Genomic DNA, 21,696 nt, shown 5'->3' on the forward strand with positions numbered 1-21,696 from the left:
CGCCCACCGACACTGCGGTCGGCTTCCCTGCATCCCACCCCTTTCCGTGCCTCTCACCCCGTTACGGACGCGCGGAAGGGGCCGGGGCGAACCGAAGGGGCCGGGTCGAGCGTTTTAGGCTGGACGGATGCTTCCGGTCACCCTCACCACCGCACGACTCGTCCTCCACGCCCCGACGGAGGCGGATGTCGACGCGATCACCGAGGCGTGCCAGGACCCGGAGATCGCGCGGTGGACGACGGTGCCCTCCCCTTACTTCCGGCAGGACGCGGAGGACTTCGTCGCCCTCGTCGAGCAGTGGTGGGAGGACGGCTCGCAGACCGTCTGGGGTGTCTATGCCGACGACGTCCTCGTGGGCATGGTCGGACTCCACCACATCGGGGAGCATCCGGCTGGGGGCCATGCCGAGCTCGGCTACTGGGTCGTCGCGGACGCCCGCGGCCGCGGCTACCTCGTCGAGGCCGCGCGGGCCGTGCTCGATTGGGGCTTCGCGGAGCTCGGCCTCGCCCGCATCCGCTGGCAGGCCGTGGTCGGCAACGTCCCCTCCGCTCGCGCCGCCCGCGCCCTCGGCTTCCGCTTCGAGGGCACCATGCGCCAGGGACTCACCAGCCAGCGGGGACGGGACGACGGCTGGCTCGCCGGACTGCTGCGCGAGGACGACCGGACGCCGGTCGAGTGGTCGGTGCTCTGACCGCACGTCTACGCGTGACAGCGTCGGACCCCGGTGACAGGATGGCTGCATGCCTGAGATGCCGGAGGTCGAAGGACTCGTCGCGTTCCTCGGCGAGCGCACCACCGGACGCACGATCACCCGTGCCTCCGTGGCCGCGATCGCCGCGCTGAAGACCTACGACCCGCCGATCTCGGCGCTGGAAGGCGCGGCGATCACCGGGGCGGAGCGCCGCGGCAAGTTCGTGGTGCTGTCCTGCGGGTCCGAGCTGCACCTCGTCTTCCACCTGGCGAAGGCCGGATGGCTGCGCTGGTACGACACCCTGCCGACGACGCTCCTCAAGCCGGGCAAGTCGCCCATCGCGCTGCGGATCGCCCTCGACGACGGCAGCGGCTTCGACCTGACCGAGGCCGGGACGAAGAAGTCGCTCGCCGTGTACGTGGTCCGCGACCCCGCCGAGGTGCCCGGCATCGCTCGGCTCGGCCCCGACCCGCTCGATCCGTCCTTCACGCGCGACGCCTTCGCCGCGCTGCTGGACGACCGTCGGATGCAGATCAAGGGGCTGCTCCGCGACCAGGGCGTGATCGCGGGCATCGGCAACGCCTACTCGGACGAGATCCTGCACGCGGCCCGCATGTCGCCGTATGCGATCGCCGGCACGCTGGACGACGCCGAGATCGACCGCCTGTTCGCGGCGATGCAGGAGACCCTCGCCGAGGCCGTCGCGGCCGCCGCGGGCAAACCTCCGGCTGATCTCAAGGACGCCAAGCGCCGCGGCATGCGGGTGCACGCCCGCCGGGGCGAGGCGTGTCCGGTCTGCGGCGATGAGGTGCGCAGCGTGTTCTTCGCCGACCGCTCCCTGGAGTACTGCCCCACCTGTCAGACCGGCGGCAAGGTGCTCGCCGATCGGCGGCTCTCCCGCCTGCTCAAGTGAGGGGCGGGGAAGGGCCCCTGCCACGGAATGAAACGGGCGCGGACGCGTTGAGTACACTCAGAGCAGCAACGTGCTCCGGGGTCGGTGGGAATCCGAACCGGCGGTGACAGTCCGCGAGCGTTCCGAGTGATCGGGATGCCGATCCGGTGGAATTCCGGAACCGACGGTGATGCGAGGGACACCTCGCTAGTCCGGAAGGGAGGCAGCACGAGGCGCACGCGCGTGCGTCCGTTCCGCCACCCTGCAGCGACCCCGAGGCCGCAGAGAGGATGACGGATGGCAGTGACCGCGACAGAGCGCCGCGCGATGGATCGCGCGCTCGCCCTCGCGACCCGTGGCCCCCGCGGAGTCAATCCGCAGGTGGGCGCCGTGCTCCTCTCCCCCGACGGCGAGGTGCTGGCCGAGGGCTGGCACCGGGGCTCCGGCACTCCGCACGCCGAGGTCGACGCGCTGTCGAAGCTCACCCCCGGCGCCGCACGCGGCGCGACCGCGGTCGTCACCCTCGAACCGTGCAACCACACCGGTCGCACCGGTCCGTGCGCGCTCGCGCTCATCGAGGCCGGGGTGGCCCGGGTCGTCTACGCCCTCGACGACCCGGGTGACGTCTCCGGCGGCGGCGCAGAGCGGCTGCGCGCCGCGGGCGTCGGCGTCGAGTCCGGCGAACGGGCCGCGGAGGCACGCGCGCTGATCGGCGACTGGCTCTTCGCGGCGCGACGCGGCCGTCCGCACGTCACCGTCAAGTGGGCGCAGAGCCTCGACGGCAGGGCCGCGGCGGACGACGGCACCAGCCAGTGGATCACCGGGCCCGAGGCGCGTGCCGACGTGCACCGGCGACGCGCCGCGGCCGACGCCATCGCGGTCGGCACCGGCACCGTGCTCGCCGACGACCCCGCGCTCACCGCCCGCGCCGGCGACGAGCTCCTGCCGCATCAGCCCGTCCCGGTCGTGATCGGCGCGCGACCCACCCCTGCGGATGCGGCGGTGCACCGTCATCCGCACACGCCGTTGTTCTTCGACACGCACGACCTGTCGGCGGTCCTCGCTGCGCTGCACGAGCGCGGCATCCAGACGCTGTTCGTGGAGGGCGGCCCGACGCTCGCCAGCGCGTTCCTCGCCGCCGGGCTCGCGGACCGTGTGCTCGCCTATGTCGCCCCGGTCCTCCTGGGCGGGAGCCGCCTGGCCGTGACCGACATCGGCGTCCGCTCGATCGACCAGGCGCGCCGCCTCGTCGTGGACGAATGGCTGCCGTTGGGCGCAGACCTGCTCGCGATCGCGCATCCTGCGGACGCGGACGACCCGGACCACGCGGGCCCGGAGAAGGAGGGAAGCCTCTGATGTTCACCGGAATCATCGAGGAGATCGGCGTGATCACCGCCATCGCCGAGTCGGGCGACGGCTGGCGGCTCACCGTCCGCGCCCCGAAGGCGGCCGCCGACGCCGTGCACGGGGAGTCGATCGCGGTCTCCGGCGTCTGTCTGACCGTCGTCGGCTCCACCGCCGAGACCTTCGACGCCGACGTCATGAAGCAGACGCTCGACGTCGCGGCCCTCGGTACGGCGAGCGTCGGGACCAGGGTCAACATCGAGAAGGCGATGCCCGTCGGCGCACGGCTCGGCGGGCACATCGTGCAGGGCCACGTCGACGGGACCGGTGTCGTGCTCGAGGTGCGCCCGGGCGCGCAGTGGAGCGTGCTCCGCATCAGCCTTCCGGACGACCTCGCGCCGCTCGTCGTCGACAAGGGCTCCATCTCGGTCGACGGCACCTCGCTGACGGTGAGTGCGGTGAGCCCGCCGGACCCTTCGACAGGCTCAGGGACCCAGGACGGCTCGGGGGCCCGGGGCGGGCACTGGTTCGAAGTTTCGCTCATCCCGGAGACCCTGGCGGCGACCACCCTCGGCACCCGCGCGGTCGGCGACCGCGTGAACCTCGAGACCGACATCCTCGCGCGGCACGTCGAGCGCCTGCTCGCGTTCCGCGCCGCACCGGAAGGGGGCTCGCGATGAGCCTGGCAACCATCCCCGAGGCCCTGGAGGCGCTGCGCGCCGGCCGGCCCGTGCTCGTGGCCGACGACGAGAACCGCGAGAACGAGGGGGACGTCGTCCTCTCCGCCGAGCTCGCCACCCCCGAATGGGTGGCGTGGACGGTGCGCTGGTCGTCCGGCTTCATCTGCGCGCCGATGCCCACCGACCTCGCGGACAGCCTCAACCTCCCGCCGATGGTCGCGGCCAGTGAAGACGCCCGCTCCACCGCCTACACCGTGAGCGTCGACGCCGCGGAAGGAGTGACGACGGGGATCAGCGCGAGCGACCGCGCGCACACCCTCAACGTCCTGGCCGATCCGTCCTCGACGGCGACGAGCATCATCCGCCCCGGCCACGTGCTGCCGCTCCGGGCCGTCGACGGCGGTGTGCGCGAGCGCGGCGGTCACACGGAGGCCGCGGTCGAGCTCATGAAGCTCGCCGGCCTCCGGCCGGTCGGCGCGATCGCGGAGGTCGTCGCCGAGGACGGCAGCATGATGCGGCTTCCCGGGCTTCTCGAGCTGGGCGCCCGCGACGGTGTGCCGGTCATCACGATCGAGCAGCTCATCGCGCACCTCAACGAGATCGACCCGGACGGAGCGACACCGGCCGCCCAGCACGGACGCCGCGTGAGCCTCCGTGCCGACGCCACCGTGCCCACCGACCACGGCACGTTCCGCTTCCTCGCCTACAAGGACCGCGTCACCGGCACCGACCACATCGCGGTCGTGTCGGGCGAGCCGACCGAGACCGCCCTCGTGCGCGTGCACTCCGAGTGCCTGACCGGCGAGGCGTTCGGCTCCCAGAAATGCGAGTGCGGGCCGCAGCTGGACGCCGCGCTGGACGCGATCGACCGCGAGGGCGGGATCGTCATCTACATGCGGGGGCACGAGGGACGCGGCATCGGGCTCATCAACAAGCTGCGGGCCTACAGCCTGCAGGAGGACGGCCTGGACACCGTCGACGCGAACCTGGCGCTGGGGCTCCCCGCGGACGCCCGCGACTACGCCGCGGCGGCCGGGATCCTCACCGACCTGGGCGTCTCGAAGGTCCGGCTGCTGACCAACAACACCGACAAGGTGAACAAGCTGCGCGAGCTCGGCCTCGACGTCGTCGAGCAGGTGCCGCTGATCGTGGGCGTGGGCCCGAACAACCACCAGTACCTGGAGACCAAGCGCGACCGCATGGGCCACATCATCGGCGAAGCAGAGCTCGCCGAGGCCCTCGCGGCAGGAAAGGACGAGGAATGAGCGGCGCCGGAGCACCGAAGACGGGGAACATCGACGGGCGGGGGCTGGAGGTCGTTGTGATCGCCGGCACCTGGCACGAGGTGATCTCGAACGGCCTGATCGCCGGCGCCCAGCGGGTGCTCGACGAGGCGGGGGCGACGCATCGGCTCGTGCGAGTGCCCGGTTCGTTCGAGCTCGCCGTGGCCGCACAGGCCGCCTTCGCCGGCGGTGCGGACGCGGTGGTCGCCCTCGGGGTCATCATCCGTGGCGGCACGCCGCACTTCGAGTACGTATCGGCGGCGGCGACCGACGGCCTCACCCGCGTCTCCCTCGATGCCGGCAAGCCCGTCGGGTTCGGGCTCCTCACGCTCGACGACGAGAAGCAGGGGCTGGACCGCGCGGGCCTGGAGGGCTCGAAGGAGGACAAGGGCGCGGAGGCCGCGGATGCCGCGCTGCGCACCGCCCTCGTGATCCGCGAGCTGCGCGGCTGACCCCCTCCGCCTCGCGCCCGATCGCGGGCGCGAGGTCAGGCGTGCCTTGCTGGCGCGGAACGCCGCGCTCTCGTACGGTGAGGGCATGGAGACCCTGCGCCACATCGTGCTCTTCGTCCACCTCATCGGCTTCGCCGTGCTCTTCGGGGCCTGGGCGGCGCAGGCGTTCGGTGGCAAGCGGGTGTTCACGCGTCTGATGACCATCGGCATGACGATCGCCGCGGTCGCCGGCCTCGCCCTCGCCGCCCCGTGGGGCCTTCCCGAGGGCGTCGAGATGAACTACGCCAAGATCGGCACGAAGCTCGTCATCCTCCTCGCGATCGGCGCCCTGCTCGGGATCGGGACGGCGCGCCAGAAGCGCGACCAGGTGGTGCCGCCCGCGGTCTTCTGGCTCGTGGGCATCCTCACCGCGGTCAACGCGGCCATCGCCGCGATCTGGCGCTGAGGCGCGGATCAGCGGAGGCCGCGCTCCCAGAGTGCGGCTGACTGCTCCCCGACCTCGGCTGTGCGGATGCGCTGGCCGTTGCGTCCCCCGCGGGCGAACGTGGCCGTGACGCCCGGCGGGACATCGGAAGGCGCCATCGGGCGCCACGACCAGGTGCAGTCGCGCACATGCACGAGGTCTGCCGCCACGGCCGCCCGGTCGTCGTCGTAGCGCCACGGCCCCGTCAGCTTCCCGAGCCAGAAGTACCCGTCGACATCCCGTGTCCAGACGAGGGTTCCCGTCGGAAGCGCCGCGAACCGCTCCAGCCGCCGCGCCGCCCGCTCGCCATGACGGGCGTCGACGGCCGCGAGCGCCGCGGTCAGGGAACGGGGCGCGCGGTCGAGCCGCCCGCCCATGCCGCACACCCCTCCGGCGAGCGCCCGCTCGACCGCGACCCCCGGGGCGACGGCGTCGTCGCGGGAGCGCATCGGCGCCCGGTAGGCGATCGGGACATCGGCTCCGTCGTCGGTCATCGGAGCGGCACCAGGGTCGCCTCGACATCGCGCCCGTCGACCACGACGTGCATCATCGTGTGCACGGGCTGCCGGCGCCGGTCGGTGGGAGAGCCCGGGTTGAGCAGCCGCAATCCGTTCGGTGTCACGGTGTCCCACGGGATGTGCGAGTGTCCGAAGACCAGCAGGTCGGAGTCCGGGAAGGCGAGATCCATCCGCTTCTCCCGCCCCGTCGCGGCGCCCGTCTCGTGGATGACGGCGACGGCGGTGTCCTCCACGGTGAACCGCGCGATCTCGGGCAGCACCCGACGGATCTCAGGGCCGTCGTTGTTGCCGCGCACGCCGTGGAGCACACGCGCGCGGGACTGGAGCAGCTCGACGGTGGCGAGATCGACCCAGTCCCCCGCGTGCACGACGACATCGGCCTCGTCGATCGCCTGGAGCACCGCGTCCGGCAGCCGCTTCGCCCGCTTCGGAACGTGCGTGTCGGCGAGGAGCAGCATCCGCGTGGTCATGATCCTCCTCCGGCCGGCCTCCCCCGACTCTACGCGGGGGCACCGACGCGCTCGACCCCCTCCCGTCATCAACGTCCAGCGAACTCCCAGGAAGGCGTAGACTCGCCCGAGTCCGCTGGTATACCGGCGGAAGATCGGAGACCCCTTGAGCACCGCCACCACCCCCGCGAACCCCCGCTCGCGCGTCATCACCGCGAGCCTCGTCGGCACCACCATCGAGTTCTACGACTTCTACGTCTATGCGACGGCAGCCGTGCTCGTCTTCCCCACACTCTTCTTCCCGAGCACGAACGACACCGCGTCGCTGCTGTCGTCGTTCGCCGTCTTCGGCGCGGCGATGGTCGCCCGCCCGATCGGCGCCGTCGTCTTCGGGCACTTCGGCGACAAGTTCGGGCGCAAGGCGACCCTCGTCGCATCGCTCCTCACCATGGGCATCGCGACCTTCGTGATCGGCCTCCTGCCCACCTTCCAGCAGATCGGCTGGGTCGCCCCGCTGCTCCTGCTGATCCTCCGTCTCGCCCAGGGCTTCGCGCTGGGCGGCGAGTGGTCGGGCGCGGCGCTGGTGGCCACCGAGAACGCCCCGAAGGGCAAGCGCGCCTGGTACGGCTCGTTCCCGCAGCTCGGCGCGCCGCTCGGCTTCATCATCGCGAACGGCATCTTCCTCGCCATCAACTTCGCACTCCCGCACCCGGAGGACCCGGCGCTGAAGTCCGAGGCCTTCCTCTCCTGGGGCTGGCGCGTGCCGTTCCTCTTCTCGGCCGTCATGGTCATCATCGGCCTGTGGGTGCGGCTCCGTCTCGTCGAGTCGGACACGTTCAAGAAGGCGGAGAAGACCGGGGCCATCCGCAAGCTCCCGCTCGCGACCGTGTTCCGGCACCACTGGAAGCAGCTCATCCTCGGCACGTTCATCATGCTGGCGACGTACGTGCTGTTCTACCTGATGACGAACTTCACGCTCACCTACGGCACGAAGGCCGCCGACCTGGAGACCGCCTCGGCCGCCGCCCGTGCTGCCGCGGAGGCCACCGGAAAGGACTTCGACCCGGGCGCGTTCGCGGCGCAGTTCTACCCGGGCCTCGGCTTCGGCTACACGGACTTCGTGCTCATGCAGATCATCGGCGTCGTGTTCTTCGGCATCTTCACGCTGCTGTCCGGGCCGATCGCCGACGCCATCGGGCGCCGCAAGCTGCTGCTGTGGGTCACTGGACTCATCGTCGTCTTCGGCCTGTCGTTCAACATCTTCCTGCTCCCGCAGGCGGACCCGAAGTTCACCGGCGCTCTCACTCAGGCCTTCCTCGTGTTCGGCTTCATGCTCATGGGCACGACGTTCGGCCCGATGGGCGCTCTCCTGCCGGAGCTCTTCCCGACGAACGTGCGCTACTCCGGCTCGGCGATCGCGTACAACGTGTCGTCGATCCTCGGTGCGGCCGTGGCGCCGTTCATCGCGGTGGCCCTGTGGGCGGCCGTCGGCGGCGAGCCCTGGCTCGTGGGACTGTACCTCTCGTCGATGGCGGTGCTGACCTTCATCGCGCTCATCTTCACCCCGGAGACGAAGGACCACGACTACGAAGACGACCTCGGTCTCGCCTCCGCCGTCGAGCTCTAGAGGCCGAGAAGACGAAAGGAACGGCTGCACTCCCTCGGGGGTGCAGCCGTTCCTGTCTTCCTCGCCAGACGCTCACAGCACCACGACGTCGCAGTACCGGGCCGCCGTCTTCGCCAGCCGGCGATCGGCCGTGAGCAGAGGGACGTCGAGGGCCTCCGCGAGCGCGACATAACCGGCGTCGTACGCGGAGACGTCATCGCGCAGCGACCAGATCCGCGGGATGAGCCGACGCAGCGGATGGCGGGTGATCTGCAGCGCTCCGAACGCGTCGAGAGCCTCACGAGCAGCATGCGCCGGCATCGAGGACCGCATCGTGAGGCGTCGGAGCACGGAGAGGACCTCGATATCGAGACCCGCGTGCGCATGGAACTTCTCGCCGTGCGTCCAGACCTCCTCGCCCAGCAGTGCCTCGATCGCCGCCGAGGCATCGAGCACGGCCGCCTCGGATGTCCCGCTCACTCGCGCTCGTCCCGTTCGCGATCACGGGCGGCGAGGATGCCCTCGCGCGTCAGGGAGACGCCGGCCGCGCGCGCCCGTGCCCGCGACGCCTCGAGGACCTCGGCATTGCTGCGGTACCGGACGAGGTCCTCCAGCTCGCGCGCGACGTAGTCCGACAGGCTCATGCGTTCCGCCGCGGCACGCTCTTTGAGCCGGGCGTGAACCTCATCGGGCAGGTTCCTCACTTGCAGCATGCGAGCCATCCTGTCAGCATCGCATGCGTTCCGCATGCGGGCAAGGCCGTGCTGTGGACAACGTACTCGTCAACACTTCTTGACACCAGCCCGCCGCGTCAACGAATATTGACGCGAAGGAGGTCCCCATGTCTCAACCGACCACCATCGCCGCGGCCGAGGGCGGCGAACCCCTCGCCGAGCTCCACCGCCTGGCCGCGCTGCGCAAGGAGCTCGCACGCGCCGAAGAGGCGCAGGTCCGCCGCGCCCGCACGAGCGGCTACTCGTGGCAGGCGATCGCGAGCGCCCTCGGCGTCACCAAGCAGGCGGCACATCGGCGCTTCGGTCGCACCTGAGCCCATACAGCCGCCCCATAGGAAACGACCGTCCCCCGAGTACGGTCGAAGTACCATCTCCAGATCGAGGTCCCCCATGTCCCGCACGGCGACAGCACGCCGACGCGGACGGGGCGCACCGGCCGACGGGCCCCGCGCCACCTTCCGCCAGCTCCTCCCCTTCCTCTTCGAGCACAAGCGCACCCTCGTCGTCGTCGCCGTCCTCAGCGTGTTCGGCGCCGCGACCTCGCTCGTGCAGCCCCTCCTCGTCGGCCAGGTCATCGAAGCCGTGCAATCCGACGGCACGATCGGCGTGCTCGTGTGGCTGCTCGTCGGCTTCGTGATCGTGTCGTCGATCATCTCCGGCTTCCAGCACTATCTGCTGCAGCGCACCGGCACCGCGGTCGTGTACTCCAGCCGCCGCAAGCTCATCGCCCGCATCCTGCACCTGCCGACGTCCGAGTTCGACGCCCGGCGCACCGGCGACCTCGTCTCGCGCGTCGGGACCGACACGACGCTCCTCTACGCCGTCCTCACGCAGGGGCTCGCCGACGCGGTCGGCAACGTCGTGCTCTTCGCGGGGGCGCTCATCGCGATGCTGCTCATCGACCCGGTGCTGCTGCTGCTCATCGTCGTGGTGATCGGCGTCTCCGTCGTGGTCGTCGTCGCCCTCAGCGGCCGGATCCGCACGGCGTCCACCGCTCAGCAGGAGAAGGTCGGCGAGCTGGCCTCGGGCGTCGAGCGGGCCGTCGGCTCCATCCGCACCATCCGGGCCTCCGGCGCGACCGAGCGGGAGACCGCGGCGGTGACGGAGCGGGCCTCCGAGGCCTATGGCATCGGCGTGCGGATCGCGAAGATCTCCTCGCTCGTGGTGCCGGTCGCCGGCATCGCCCTCCAGCTCTCCCTGCTCGTCGTGCTCGGCGTGGGCGGCTTCCGCGTCGCCGCGGGAGCCATCTCGATCGCGGCCCTCATCTCGTTCGTGATGTTCCTCTTCCTGCTGGTGATGCCCCTCGCCTCGACATTCGGCGCGATCACCTCCGTCAACCAGGCCCTCGGCGCGCTCGGCCGCATCCAGGAGGTGCTCGACCTGCCCACCGAGACCCAGGACGACGCGGCCACCGCCGCCGCCCTCCCCCGCGACGAGGAGCCCGGTGCGGACGCCCCGGTCCTGGAGTTCCGCGACGTGCGCTTCCGCTACCCGGAGAACGTCGTCGCGGCCCGCCGCGCCGCCGCGCGAGAGGCGCAGACCCTGCTCGCCGACGCGCACCTGGAGCAGGCCGATGCCGCCCCCGACCCCCAGGACCACGAGGTGCTCCGCGGGGTGTCCTTCGCGGTCCCCCGGGGGGCACGGGTGGCATTGGTCGGCCCCAGCGGGGCGGGGAAGAGCACCATCCTCTCCCTCATCGAGCGCTTCTACGACCCCACGGGCGGCTCCATCCGTCTGAAGGGACACGACACCCGCACCTACGCGCGCGACGAGCTCCGCGCCCACTTCGGCTACGTCGAGCAGGACGCCCCGACCCTCGCCGGCACCCTCGCCGAGAACCTGCGGCTCGCCTCCCCCGACGCCACCGATGCGGACTGCGAGCGCGTGCTCCGCGCCGTGAACCTCGGCGACGTGCTGGAGCGGAACCCCCTCGGGGTCGATGCTCCGGTCGGCGAGGACGGCGTGATGCTCTCCGGCGGCGAACGGCAGCGGCTCGCGATCGCCCGGGCGCTCCTCACGGACGCCCCGATCCTCCTGCTGGACGAGTCGACCTCGTCGCTCGACGGCGTGAACGAGCAGCGCATGCGCGAGGCCATCGACGCGGTCGCCACCGACCGCACGCTCGTCGTGATCGCGCACCGTCTGTCCACCGTCGTCGACAGCGACCTCATCGTGGTGCTGCAGGACGGCGTGGTCGTCGGACAGGGCACGCACGCCGAGCTCGTGGATTCGACCCCGCTCTACCGCGACCTCGCCCGCCACCAGCTCCTCGCCTGACTCCCCCCTCCCCCCCTCTGTCCACCGCCGAGACCCCGCGTTTCCGCCGAGACCCCGCCTTCCGCACGTGTGCGGGGCGGGGTCTCGACGCGAAACCGGGGTCTCGGCGGAAGTGGGTGCCACGAAGGCGGGGCGTCGGAGACCACTCAGCCATGGGTTCGTCTCTGATGCCCCGCCTTCGCGGGTCTGTCTCGACCCGGAGGCCGAGGGTGCCGGCTCCCCCGAACCGGCACCGGTCTGGGGGCTAGGCCTTCGCGAGGCGGTAGCGCAGCGACGCGAGCTCGGTGCGCAGCGCCGCCGGGACGCGGTCGCCGAAGGTGTCGTAGAACTCCTCCGTGAGGTCGGCCTCGGCCTTCCACGCCTCGGGGTCGACCGAGAAGAGCTCGTCGAGGTCTTCCGCGGGGATGTCGAGGCCGTCGAGGTTGAGGTCCTCCACGCGCGGCAGGCGTCCGATGGGGCTGTCCACCGCCGGCACGTCACCGGCTACGCGGCGGATGATCCAGTCGACGACGCGGGAGTTGTCGCCGAATCCGGGCCAGAGGAACCGGCCGTCCGCTCCGCGACGGAACCAGTTCACCTGGAAGATGCGCGGTGCACGGTCGAAGCGCAGGCCGCGGCCGACCTTCAGCCAGTGACCGAAGTAGTCGGCCATGTTGTAGCCGCAGAACGGCAGCATCGCGAAGGGGTCGCGGCGCAGCTCGCCGACTGTGCCCTCGGCGGCCGCCGTGCGCTCGGAGGAGATGTTCGAGCCGAGGAACACCCCGTGGGTCCAGTCGGTGGCCTCGACCACGAGCGGCACGTTGCTCGCGCGGCGTCCGCCGAACAGGATGACGTCGAGCGGCACGGCCTCCTCCCAGTCCTCGGAGATCTGCGGGCACTGGGCCGCCGACACCGTGAAACGCGAGTTGGGGTGCGCCGCAGGACGGCCGGAGTCGGGCGTCCAGTCGTTGCCCTCCCAGTCGATGAGGTTCGCGGGCGCCTCGTCGGTCAGCCCCTCCCACCACACGTCGCCGTCGGGGCGGAGCGCGACGTTGGTGAAGATCGTGTTGCCCCACAGCGTCTCGACCGCAGTGACGTTGGTCGACTCACCCGTGCCGGGCGCGACGCCGAAGAAGCCGGCCTCCGGGTTGATCGCCCAGAGTCGTCCGTCCTCGCCGGGACGGATCCAGGCGATGTCGTCGCCGAGGGTCTCGACCTTCCAGCCCGGGATCGTCGGACGCAGCATCGCGAGGTTGGTCTTGCCACACGCCGACGGGAACGCGGCGGCCACGTGGTACGCCTTGCCCTGCGGGTCGATCACGCGGATGAGGAGCATGTGCTCGGCGAGCCAGCCCTCGTCCCGGGCGATCACCGACGCGATGCGCAGCGCGAAGCACTTCTTCGCGAGGATCGCATTGCCGCCGTAGCCCGAGCCGTACGAGTAGACCTCGAGCGTCTCCGGGAAGTGCACGATGTACTTGTCGTCATTGCAGGGCCACTCGACGTCCGGCTCGCCCGCCTCCAGCGGAGCGCCGACGGAGTGCACGGTCTTGACCCAGGGCGCGCCCTCGGCGATCTGGCGGGTGACCTCGTCGCCCACGCGGGTCATGATGCCGATCGACGCGACGGCGTAGGCGCTGTCGGTGATCTGCACGCCGATGTGCGACAGGGGGCCGCCGACGCGACCCATCGAGAACGGCACGACGTACATCGTGCGGCCGCGCATCGAGCCCTCGAAGATCTCGTCCATCTTCGCGTGCATCTCGGCGGGGTCGGCCCAGTTGTTGGTGGGGCCGGCGTCCGCCTCGCGCTCCGAGGCGATGAAGGTGCGCGCCTCGGTGCGGGCGACGTCGCTGGGGTGCGAGCGCGCCAGGTACGAGCCGGGACGCCACTCGGGGTTCAGCTTGATGAGCTTGCCCTCGTCGACGAGTCCGCGCAGCAGCCAGTCGTTCTCGGCACGCGAGCCGTCCACCCAGTGCACGGCGTCCGGCTGCGTGAGCGCGCGGATCTCCTCGACCCAGGCGGCGAGCTCCGCCATCGCAGGGGTGTCGTAGGAGGGGGCGGTGCCGAACGTGCGCGTCGGGGCGACAGGGGACGTGCGAGGGGTGAGAACTTCGGCCATGGCCATGACTGCTCCTTCGAAGTGTGGGGCGTTGCTTCCATCTTCTTCGCCCTCGGCGCGGACTTTCGGCCGAATCGAGCGATAAGAATCACAGTTCTTTCGCTAAACTCAAACTATGGCGTCCTCCGGCATCCACCTCACGACCCTCGGCCACCGCATCCGGCACCGCCGCCTGGAGAAGGGCTACACGCTCGACGAGCTGGGAGCCCTCGTCGGGGTCGCCGGCTCCCAGCTCAGCCTCATCGAGAACGGCAAGCGCGAGCCCAAGCTGTCGCTCCTCCAGGCGATCGCGCAGGCCACCGGCACGGAGGTGACCGATCTCATCTCCGGCGAGCCGCCGAACCGCCGCGCGGCCCTGGAGATCGAGCTGGAGCGGGCGCAGGAAAGTCCGGTGTTCCGTCAGCTCGGGGTTTCGCCCGTCCGCGTCACGAAGGGCATGAGCGATGAGACCATCGAGTCCATCCTCGGGCTGCACCGCGAGCTGCAGCGCCGCGAGCGCGAGGCCATCGCGACCCCGGAGGAGGCCCGTCGCGCCAACACGGAGCTGCGCCTGCGGATGCGCGCGCAGAACAACTACCTGCCGGACATCGAGAAGCTCGCGGAGAAGCAGCTCAAGGCGGCCGGCCATTCGCAGGGCGCCCTGACCCACCGCACCGTGAGCATCATGGCTGAGAAGCTCGGCTTCGAGCTCATCTACGTCAACGATCTGCCGCACTCGACGCGCTCGGTCACCGACCTCGAGAACGGCCGCATCTACCTGCCCCCGGCGTCCATCCCCGGCGGACACGGCCTGCGGTCCATGGCGCTGCAGGCCATGGCGCACCGCCTGCTCGGGCACACGCCGCCGACCGACTACGCCGACTTCCTGCAGCAGCGCCTGGAGATCAACTACTTCGCCGCGTGCTGCCTGATGCCGGAGACCGCCGCGGTGGCCTTCCTGCAGCAGGCGAAGAAGGATCGCAACCTCGCGGTGGAGGACTTCCGCGACGGTTTCGGCGTGACGCACGAGGCCGCCGGCATGCGCATGACGAACCTGCTCACGCAGCACCTCGGCATGTCGCTGCACTTCCTGCGCGTCGACTCGACCGGGGCCATCACGCGCGTCTACGAGAACGACGACCTGCCGCTGCCGATGGACGTGACGGGAGCAGTGGAGGGGCAGCGGGTGTGCCGGAAGTTCCAGGCCCGTTCCGCCTTCACGGAGCAGAACCGCACCGTCGAGCACCACCAGTACACGGACACCCCGTCCGGCACGTTCTGGTGCTCCACGCAGACCGGCTCGTCGAGCGAGGGCGAGTTCTCCGTCACGGTCGGCGTGCCGTTCGACGACGCCCGCTGGTGGCGGGGACGCGAGACGAACGACAGGGCCGTGTCGACCTGCCCCGACGAGGCGTGCTGCCGTCGCCCGTCGCCCGAGCTCACGGAGCGCTGGAAGGGCCGGGCGTGGCCGAGCGCCCGCGTGCACACCCACATGTTCTCGCCGCTCCCCCGCGGCATGTTCCCCGGCGTGGACGACAACGAGGTCTACAACTTCCTCGGTCGCCACGCGAGTGAGTGACCCGCCGACCCACCCCCTTGCATCCGCCCCGGCCCGTTACGCGCGGGCGTAAGGGGCCGGGAGGCGCGGAAGGGGGTGGGTCGACGAGGGGTCAAGCGAGGAACGCGGCGAAGCGGGCGAGGGCGGTGGTGACGGCGGCGGGGTCCTCGGGGGGCTCGAAGAGAGTCGGAGGGGTGGTGTGCGCGGCGGCGGCGTGGGTCCAGCAGCCGATCACGCGGCCGTGCTCCACCACGGTCGCCCGGACCATCCCGTTCTTCCCCGGGCCGACGGCGGCGAGGTGTTCCGGGTCGCAGACGACGGTGCGGTCGGCGTAGGAGATGTAGTACTCGTCGAAGGCTCCGAGGGCGAACACGGACGGACGGCCCGCCGCGCGCCGGGGCGGGGCGCGTCCGACGAAGACCCCGTCCTCGACCTCGCTCACCCTGGTCGCCGCGCGCTCCGCCGCCTCCCGAGACCGCCCGAGCGTCAGCCCCGACCACCACGCGAAGTCCGCGACCCCGGCGGGCCCGTGTCCCTCGACGTAACGGACGAACAGCTCGGCCAGCGGGTCCTCCGGGCGGGCGTGATCGCGGATGTGGTCCGCCGCGAGCACGAACCGCTGCTCCCGCGTGACGCCCTCCCGCGGCACGACCGACCCCTGCACGAGCACGCCGGCGACCGTCAGCGCGAACAGCAAGTGGATGCCGCGCTGCCCTGAGGGGTCGATGCCGATGTCCTCGAGCACCGGGAAGATCTCGCTCCGGGTGAGGCCGCCGTCACGGAGCCGCGGCGTGAGCTCCCGGACGACCGTGTCGATCATGGCGTCGTCGATGCCGAGCTGCCGCTGTCGGGAGGCCGCCTGCTGCTGCTGTCGTGCGGCCGTGACCTCCAGCACCCAGCCGAGGTCGCGTGCGGGGATCGTGTGCAGCGTCCCCCGCATGGTCCAGGCCCGGACGAGGTCCCCACGGTCGAACGCGGCGTCGACGTCACGAAGCCGTACGCCGCCTTTCGTCCGCACGGCCAGCGCCCACCGTCCGGCCGTGAAGTCCTGGCTCTGCACCGCGAGCAGCCGCGCCGCCGCCCCGGTCACGTCCGCCGCCGGCGCGGTCAGCCCCTGCCACCGCAGCCGCTCCTCCCGCCATCGTGAGGTCTTCATGCCCCTCATCATGCCGCGACCCACCCCCTTTCGCGTGCCCCGGCCCGTTGCGTGCGCGCGCAGGGGGCCGGGTCGGGCGGAAGGGGGTGGGTGACGGTCAGAGGGTGACTTCGCGGCGGGCGGGGAGGACGACGGGGTGCGACCCCGCCATGGTCTCCAGCACCCGGATCACCTGGCAGGAGTAGCCGAACTCGTTGTCGTACCAGACGTAGAGGATGAGGGTGTCCTCGTCGGCGATGGTGGCCAGGCCGTCGACGATGCCCGCGCGGTGCGAGCCGACGAAGTCCGTGGAGACGACCTCGGGGCTCTCCACGTAGTCGATCTGCTGCCGGAGCTTCGAGTGCAGCGACACGCGGCGCAGGTAGTCGTTGACCTGGTCCTTGGTGGCGGGGCTCTCCAGCGTGAGGTGCAGCACCGCGAGCGAGACGTCCGGCGTGGGGACGCGGATCGCGCTGCCCGTGAGCTTGCCCTCCAATTGCGGGAGGGCCTTGGCCACGGCCTTCGCCGCCCCGGTCTCGGTGATGACCATGTTCAGCACGGCGGAGCGGCCGCGGCGGTCGCCCTTGTGGAAGTTGTCGATGAGGTTCTGGTCGTTCGTGAACGAGTGCACGGTCTCGACGTGGCCCTTCACGACGCCGTAGGCCTCGTCGATCGCGGCGAGCACCGGGGTGATGGCGTTGGTCGTGCACGACGCCGCCGAGACGATGCGGTCCTCGTCGGTGATCGTGTCGTCGTTGATGCCCTGCACGATGTTCTTCAGCGGGCCCTTGCCGGGGGCGGTCAGCAGCACGCGGGCGACGCCCTTCGCGCGGAGGTGCTGGGAGAGTCCCGCCTCGTCACGCCAGCGGCCGGTGTTGTCGACGACGATCGCGTCGTCGATGCCGTAGGCGGTGTAGTCGACGGCGGCCGGGTCGTCGGAGTAGATGACCTGGATGCGCGTGCCGTTGGCGATGATCTGCTCGGCATCCTCGTCCACCGTGACCGAGCCCGCGAAGCGGCCGTGCACCGAGTCGCGCAGCAGCAGCGACGCGCGCTTGACGAGATCGTTCTCGGAGCCGCGGCGCACGACGATGGCGCGGAGCCGGAGTCCGCTCCCGCCGCCGGTGTGCGCGATGAGGATGCGGGCCAGCAGGCGGCCGATGCGCCCGAAGCCGTAGAGCACGACGTCGGTCGGCGATGCCGGGACCTCGCCGACGGCCGGCGCCAGGGTCTCGGCGAGATACTCCTCGAGCGGGCGGCCGCTCTCCGCGTACCCTTCCACGAGGCGGGCCACGTCGATCGACGAGGCGCCGGGGGCCAGGGCGTGGATGCCCTCGAGCACGGCCAGGCTGTCCTCGACCTCGAGGCGCTCGTGCCCGAGCTGGGCCACGCGCTCGTGCACCTCGACGAGGCCGGTCGCCGAGAGGCCGAGCAGGCGGTGGCCGTGCAACGAGGTGACCACGTCGCGCTCGCGCTTGAGAGCCCCGATGAGCGGGATCATCCGCTCCGCCAGCTCTTCGCTCGCCGTCCATTCGTCGCGGTGTGCCGCGGAATCGTTCATCTGCGTCCTTGCATGTGTGAGCGCGCGCCGAGGTCGCCGGCGCGCGCGAGGTTGCCGGGGTGTTCGGGGGATGAGTCCAGGGTACAAGCCGCGGAACCGCGCGCCGAATCGGCCGGCGCGGGACCTCCCGTACGCGAGAGTTTTACGTCTACACTGGTGGAATAATGAGCAGCGCACTCCTCGGCGACGACGCCGACCTCCTCGTCCGCGGCGGCCGCATCCACACCGTCGACGCCACCGATTCCGTCGCCACCGCGATCGCCGTCCGGGACGGGGTGATCGTCGCCACCGACGCCGCTGCCGAAGCCCTCCCGGCCCGCGAAGTGGTGCAGCTCGACGGTCGCACCGCGATCCCCGGCCTCAACGACGCCCACCTCCACGCCGCCTGGCTGGGCGCGCGCTGGCCGCACCTGTTCTTCTCCGACACCCCGCCCGAGGAGCAGCCCACCGGCCGCCTCGTGGCCACGGCCGATGAGCGACGTGCGGCCCTGCGCCGGGCCTGGGCACTGCTCGCGGAGCTCGGCGTCACGAGCTACACGGAGCCGGGCATCGGCCCCGGAGAGGACCTCGGTGAGACCGGCTGCTTCGGCACCGACATGCTCGACGCGTACGTGGAGCTGCACCAAGAGGCCGCGCAGACCTCGCGCGTGACACTGCTCCGCCTGTTCGGGACGATCGACGGCGAGAGCTCCCTGGACGACTTCGCCGCCGGACTCCCGGTGCCGCCCCCGTCGACCGATTCCCGCTGGCTCGCGATCCCCGGCGTGAAGATCTTCGCCGACGGCATCCCGCCGATGGCCACCGCGTGGACGTCGGACCCCTACCCCGACGGGACGACCGGGCACCTGCTCACGCGCGGCGACGCCGATCCGCTCAGCGCCTTCCAGCAGATGATCGCGCTGGCTGCGAGTCGCGGCCTCCAGATCGCGGTGCACGCCACCGGCGACCGCTCGATCGAGGAGTTCCTCACCGCACTGGAACGGCACGGCCAGACTCCCCCGCCGCCGGCGCCCCACCACATCGTGCACGGCGACCTCGCGACCCCCGCGCAGATCCGGCGCGCGGAACGCCTCGGCGTCGGCTTCGCCGTGCAGCCCCTCATCGCCGCGCACACGCACTCCTGGGCGGCGGTGCAGCTCGGTGAGGCCCGCGTCGCCGCCGCGTGGCCGCTGGCCGAGATGCTCTCCTCCGGGGCGCTGACCACCGTGACCAGCGACGCCCCGATCGCCACGCCGGACTGGCGCCCGAGCCTCGATGCGTCCCTCGCCCTCCTCGCCGCCGACGGCCGCGCGGACGACGCCGCGACGCGGCGCCGGCTGCTGCGCACCATGACGGCCGACGCCGCGACCCAGGACGGCGCCGCGAGCTGGAAGGGCACCCTCGAGCCCGGCAAGGTCGCCGACATCACGGTGCTCGACGAGGATCCGTGCAGCCCGGGGCGCCCGTTCGCCGCCCTCCAGGTCGAGCGCACGATCGTCGACGGCCGCACGGTGTTCGCGCGCGGCTGACCACCCGCCCCACGAAAACGGCGGGCGGCATGTTCACGCATGCCGCCCGCCTCTGATCCCCCTCGGACCAGTCTCGAACCGCGGTCGTCAGACCGCGGTGGCCAGGAGCACGCGCGGGCTCCCCGGCAGGGCGACGGTGTCGCGCACCGCCCATCCCGCGTCCGTCAGCCAGCCGCGGACCTGCAACTCGGGGTACACGACGGTGCCGTCGATCACGAGGTACTCCCCCGCGTGCAGGGCGTCCAGCGCGCGCTGCTCGTCATCGTCGTCGAGGAAGAAGTCGAGCACGGTGAGCGTCGCCCCGTCGACCGCCGCAGCACGGAGCCGCCGGAAGATCTGCGCGTTCTCCTCCGCGGAGAAGCGGTGGATCACGTGGTTGGCGAACACCGCGTCGTAGGCGCCCTCGGGGGCCGCGGTCGCCGTGTCCCCCACCTCGACGGCAGCCCGGTCGGCGACACCCGCGGCCGCGACCGCCTCGGCCACGCCGTCCTCGAATCCCGGGGCGTACACGAACGTCGTGTGCAGCTCGGGGTTGCGCGCCATGACGGCGAGGGCGAACTCGGCGGACAGGCCACCGAAGTCGAGGGCCTTCGTCGCGCCGGCGAGGTCGACGAGCCGGCCGAACTCCTGCGCGTGCAGGCGGTTGTACGTCATGACGCCGGCCATGAACGTGCCCCACCGGGCGTCGTCCATCTGCAGGTCGCCGGGCTCGGTCGTGTCGACCGTGTGCGCGAACTGCAGCCAGTGCGGGTAGCTGATCTCGTCGAGGAACGTGAGGAACGGAGCGAGGTCGATGACCGCGTCGTCCCCCGTGAGGTAGGCGGACGCGTCGGGAGCCAGGGCGTAGCGCCCCTCCGTCCGGACGAGGAGACCCTTCGCGGCGAGGGCGTCGGCGAGCAGCCGGGCGATCCGCTCGCTCACCCCGCAGCGCTCGGCGATCGCCGCGGCCGTGTCGGCGCCGGCGGCGACGGCGGCGAACAGGCCGATGCGGCTGGCCTGGAAGAGCTGCTTCGCGGCCATGTAGCCGGTGGCGATGTCGAGGATGCGGGCGGCGTCGGGAGTGGGGGTGTCGGTCATGGCGGATGCCTTTCGGTATGTCTACGAACGTGGGAAATAAAGGACAGGAAGAGGCCGGGCGCCGGTCGCGGAGGTCAGTCCGCGAGGAACCCGCGCACGGCGTCGCGGAACGCGGCGGTGTGCAGCGCCACGAGGTGATCGCCGGGGACGCGCCGCACCCGGACGTCCGGCAGCCGCGCGGCGAGCTCGTCGATGCCCGCGGCCATCGGATCGTCCTCGCCGCCCAGGAGCAGCACCGGCACCGCCGGCGCTCCGGCTTCGGGCGCGAACGGCTCGGTCGCGAGCCCCTCGATGAGGTCGAGCAGATCGTCCGGGCGGTTGCCGGGCAGGCTCACCATGTGAACGATCATCCCGGTCAGCGGGTCGACGGGAGCCGGTCCGCCGGCGAGCGCGGCCCGCGCGGCGGAAAGGTCGACGAGCGCGAAGGGCTCCCCCGCGCTGAGGCCGCCGAGCACGAGGCGCCGCACCGTGACACCCGGGTGCCGCGCGAGGTCCCACGCGAGCCGGGCACCGAGCGAGTAGCCGACGAGGTCGACCTCGTCCGGGCCGATCGCGTCGGCGAGCGCGTCGAGCACCGCGGAGGTCGGCACGACGCCGAGCCCGGGGGCGTCGCCGTGCGCCGGCAGATCGAGGACCCGGCGCGGCCGGTCGCCGAGCACCGCCGTCCACTCGCTGTCCGGCCAGTCCTGCGTGCCGCGCGAGGCGAGGCCGTGCAGGAACACCACGGGTCGTTCGGGGGGAAGGGTCATGACGGGCCGTCCTCTCGGGACCGGCCCCTCGCCCTCAGCGCAGCCGCGCGAGGAACCGGTCGATGTAGTTCTCGTAGTCGGCGATGCGGTCGCCGTCCGGGTACATGAGGTTGATGACCGTCGCCCCGACCGCCGCGGAGATGTACTCGTCCGCCAGCGGGCCGTAGTCCTGATCGCGGATCGACCCCTCGTCGCGGGCCGCCTCCATGCGCGCGATGAGCGAGGCTCGCCAGGAGCCCAGGTGTCCGCGGTAGAGCTCGGCCAGCGACTCGTTCGCCATCGCGTACTCCCAGAGCGCCAGGAGCACCCGGCCCGCGGCGATCTGCTCCGGGTCGCGCGGCACGGTGGCCTGCAAGAAGCCCCGCAGCGCGTCGTCCGCCGCCACCGGCTCCTGCCCCGCGGCCTCCACGCCCTCGGACATCTGCTGCAGGATCGTCTCGAACGTCGCCGCGACGATGCTCTCCTTCCCGGGGAAGTAGTGCTTCAGCGCACCGTTCGCGAAGCCCGCCTCCGCGGCGATGCTGCGCATGGTCGCCGCCTCGAACCCACCCTTCAGGATGATGCTCTTGGCCACCTCGACGATGTCCCGTCGCCGCTGGTCGTGGTCGATGATCTTCGGCATGGCGTCCTTCCGGCCGA

The 21,696-nt window shown here is 71.7% G+C and carries 22 protein-coding genes and 1 riboswitch; of the genes, 12 read left to right on the plus strand and 10 right to left on the minus strand.

Translation table 11 applies throughout. The features are described from left to right. Positions 1–127 precede the first annotated feature (127 nt). From B7W94_RS11940 to B7W94_RS11970, 7 genes are all read left to right on the plus strand, one after another. On the plus strand, positions 128–691 hold the full coding sequence (locus B7W94_RS11940; RefSeq protein WP_085606685.1) for a GNAT family N-acetyltransferase: 564 nt from the start codon (positions 128–130) through the stop codon (positions 689–691). 49 nt (positions 692–740) lie between these two features. Then, a complete protein-coding gene (locus B7W94_RS11945) occupies positions 741–1,604 on the plus strand; it encodes an Fpg/Nei family DNA glycosylase (protein WP_071328127.1) in 864 nt (287 codons plus the stop codon). Between the two features lie 67 nt (positions 1,605–1,671). After that, positions 1,672–1,816: riboswitch (FMN riboswitch) on the plus strand. Positions 1,817–1,880: 64 nt separating this feature from the next. Continuing rightward, a complete protein-coding gene (ribD, locus tag B7W94_RS11950) occupies positions 1,881–2,939 on the plus strand; it encodes a bifunctional diaminohydroxyphosphoribosylaminopyrimidine deaminase/5-amino-6-(5-phosphoribosylamino)uracil reductase RibD (protein WP_085606687.1) in 1,059 nt (352 codons plus the stop codon). Beyond that, entirely contained in the window at positions 2,939–3,607 is a 669-nt protein-coding gene (locus tag B7W94_RS11955) for a riboflavin synthase (RefSeq protein WP_085606689.1), read from the plus strand. The genes ribD and B7W94_RS11955 overlap by 1 nt, the downstream gene beginning before the upstream one ends. Beyond that, a complete protein-coding gene (gene ribA / locus B7W94_RS11960; protein WP_085606691.1) occupies positions 3,604–4,872 on the plus strand; it encodes a GTP cyclohydrolase II in 1,269 nt (422 codons plus the stop codon). The genes B7W94_RS11955 and ribA overlap by 4 nt, the downstream gene beginning before the upstream one ends. Continuing rightward, on the plus strand, positions 4,869–5,342 hold the full coding sequence (ribH, locus tag B7W94_RS11965) for a 6,7-dimethyl-8-ribityllumazine synthase (protein ID WP_025103903.1): 474 nt from the start codon (positions 4,869–4,871) through the stop codon (positions 5,340–5,342). Before ribA ends, ribH begins: the two co-directional genes overlap by 4 nt. A gap of 85 nt (positions 5,343–5,427) precedes the next feature. Next, positions 5,428–5,787, plus strand: coding sequence for a hypothetical protein (locus B7W94_RS11970; protein ID WP_025103902.1), 360 nt, complete (start codon positions 5,428–5,430; stop codon positions 5,785–5,787). Between the two features lie 8 nt (positions 5,788–5,795). On the opposite strand, the gene B7W94_RS11975 is transcribed toward B7W94_RS11970, so the two are convergent. Then, positions 5,796–6,299 (minus strand): GAF domain-containing protein, encoded by a 504-nt coding sequence (locus B7W94_RS11975; protein WP_085606693.1) that lies wholly within the window; start codon positions 6,297–6,299, stop codon positions 5,796–5,798. After that, positions 6,296–6,793 (minus strand): metallophosphoesterase family protein, encoded by a 498-nt coding sequence (locus B7W94_RS11980; protein ID WP_085606695.1) that lies wholly within the window; start codon positions 6,791–6,793, stop codon positions 6,296–6,298. The genes B7W94_RS11975 and B7W94_RS11980 overlap by 4 nt, the downstream gene beginning before the upstream one ends. 145 nt (positions 6,794–6,938) lie before the next feature. Here B7W94_RS11980 and B7W94_RS11985 point away from each other — a divergent pair, with 145 nt between their 5' ends. Continuing rightward, a complete protein-coding gene (locus B7W94_RS11985) occupies positions 6,939–8,399 on the plus strand; it encodes an MFS transporter (RefSeq protein ID WP_085606697.1) in 1,461 nt (486 codons plus the stop codon). A gap of 72 nt (positions 8,400–8,471) precedes the next feature. Here the strand turns inward: B7W94_RS11985 and B7W94_RS11990 are convergent, their stop codons facing one another. Together B7W94_RS11990 and B7W94_RS11995 are read right to left on the minus strand one after the other, a co-directional pair. Further along, positions 8,472–8,858 (minus strand): type II toxin-antitoxin system VapC family toxin, encoded by a 387-nt coding sequence (locus B7W94_RS11990; RefSeq protein ID WP_139833318.1) that lies wholly within the window; start codon positions 8,856–8,858, stop codon positions 8,472–8,474. Next, positions 8,855–9,100 carry a FitA-like ribbon-helix-helix domain-containing protein gene (locus tag B7W94_RS11995; RefSeq protein WP_126894495.1) on the minus strand — a complete coding sequence of 82 codons (246 nt, stop codon included), beginning with the start codon at positions 9,098–9,100 and terminating at the stop codon, positions 8,855–8,857. Before B7W94_RS11995 ends, B7W94_RS11990 begins: the two co-directional genes overlap by 4 nt. A gap of 119 nt (positions 9,101–9,219) precedes the next feature. Here B7W94_RS11995 and B7W94_RS12000 point away from each other — a divergent pair, with 119 nt between their 5' ends. Further along, positions 9,220–9,426 carry a hypothetical protein gene (locus B7W94_RS12000; protein ID WP_060923460.1) on the plus strand — a complete coding sequence of 69 codons (207 nt, stop codon included), beginning with the start codon at positions 9,220–9,222 and terminating at the stop codon, positions 9,424–9,426. Positions 9,427–9,502: 76 nt separating this feature from the next. Continuing rightward, on the plus strand, positions 9,503–11,389 hold the full coding sequence (locus B7W94_RS12005) for an ABC transporter ATP-binding protein (RefSeq protein ID WP_085606699.1): 1,887 nt from the start codon (positions 9,503–9,505) through the stop codon (positions 11,387–11,389). A gap of 244 nt (positions 11,390–11,633) precedes the next feature. Here B7W94_RS12005 and B7W94_RS12010 read toward each other — a convergent pair whose 3' ends face one another. After that, entirely contained in the window at positions 11,634–13,496 is a 1,863-nt protein-coding gene (locus tag B7W94_RS12010) for a phosphoenolpyruvate carboxykinase (GTP) (RefSeq protein WP_085606701.1), read from the minus strand. Between the two features lie 109 nt (positions 13,497–13,605). Here B7W94_RS12010 and B7W94_RS12015 point away from each other — a divergent pair, with 109 nt between their 5' ends. Next, positions 13,606–15,048, plus strand: coding sequence for an XRE family transcriptional regulator (locus B7W94_RS12015; protein WP_025103893.1), 1,443 nt, complete (start codon positions 13,606–13,608; stop codon positions 15,046–15,048). A 91-nt stretch (positions 15,049–15,139) separates the two neighbouring features. Here B7W94_RS12015 and B7W94_RS12020 read toward each other — a convergent pair whose 3' ends face one another. Both B7W94_RS12020 and B7W94_RS12025 read right to left on the minus strand, forming a co-directional pair. Next, on the minus strand, positions 15,140–16,183 hold the full coding sequence (locus tag B7W94_RS12020) for a winged helix DNA-binding domain-containing protein (protein ID WP_085606703.1): 1,044 nt from the start codon (positions 16,181–16,183) through the stop codon (positions 15,140–15,142). A gap of 97 nt (positions 16,184–16,280) precedes the next feature. Continuing rightward, positions 16,281–17,723, minus strand: a complete 1,443-nt coding sequence (locus tag B7W94_RS12025) for a glyceraldehyde-3-phosphate dehydrogenase (RefSeq protein WP_085606705.1) — start codon at positions 17,721–17,723, stop codon at positions 16,281–16,283. 164 nt (positions 17,724–17,887) lie between these two features. Here B7W94_RS12025 and B7W94_RS12030 point away from each other — a divergent pair, with 164 nt between their 5' ends. Next, positions 17,888–19,231: an amidohydrolase gene (locus B7W94_RS12030; RefSeq protein ID WP_085606707.1), complete on the plus strand. Its 1,344-nt coding sequence runs from the start codon at positions 17,888–17,890 to the stop codon at positions 19,229–19,231. A gap of 87 nt (positions 19,232–19,318) precedes the next feature. Here B7W94_RS12030 and B7W94_RS12035 read toward each other — a convergent pair whose 3' ends face one another. From B7W94_RS12035 to B7W94_RS12045, 3 genes are all read right to left on the minus strand, one after another. Then, complete coding sequence (locus B7W94_RS12035) at positions 19,319–20,308, minus strand: methyltransferase family protein (protein ID WP_085606709.1); 990 nt, start codon at positions 20,306–20,308, stop codon at positions 19,319–19,321. Between the two features lie 74 nt (positions 20,309–20,382). Continuing rightward, positions 20,383–21,057 carry an alpha/beta fold hydrolase gene (locus B7W94_RS12040; RefSeq protein WP_029989394.1) on the minus strand — a complete coding sequence of 225 codons (675 nt, stop codon included), beginning with the start codon at positions 21,055–21,057 and terminating at the stop codon, positions 20,383–20,385. A gap of 34 nt (positions 21,058–21,091) precedes the next feature. Then, positions 21,092–21,679, minus strand: a complete 588-nt coding sequence (locus tag B7W94_RS12045) for a TetR/AcrR family transcriptional regulator (RefSeq protein WP_025103887.1) — start codon at positions 21,677–21,679, stop codon at positions 21,092–21,094. Between the last annotated feature and the right edge of the window lie 17 nt (positions 21,680–21,696).

The sequence above is a fragment of the Microbacterium sp. LEMMJ01 genome, from assembly GCF_002114135.1.
Lineage (GTDB): Bacteria > Actinomycetota > Actinomycetes > Actinomycetales > Microbacteriaceae > Microbacterium.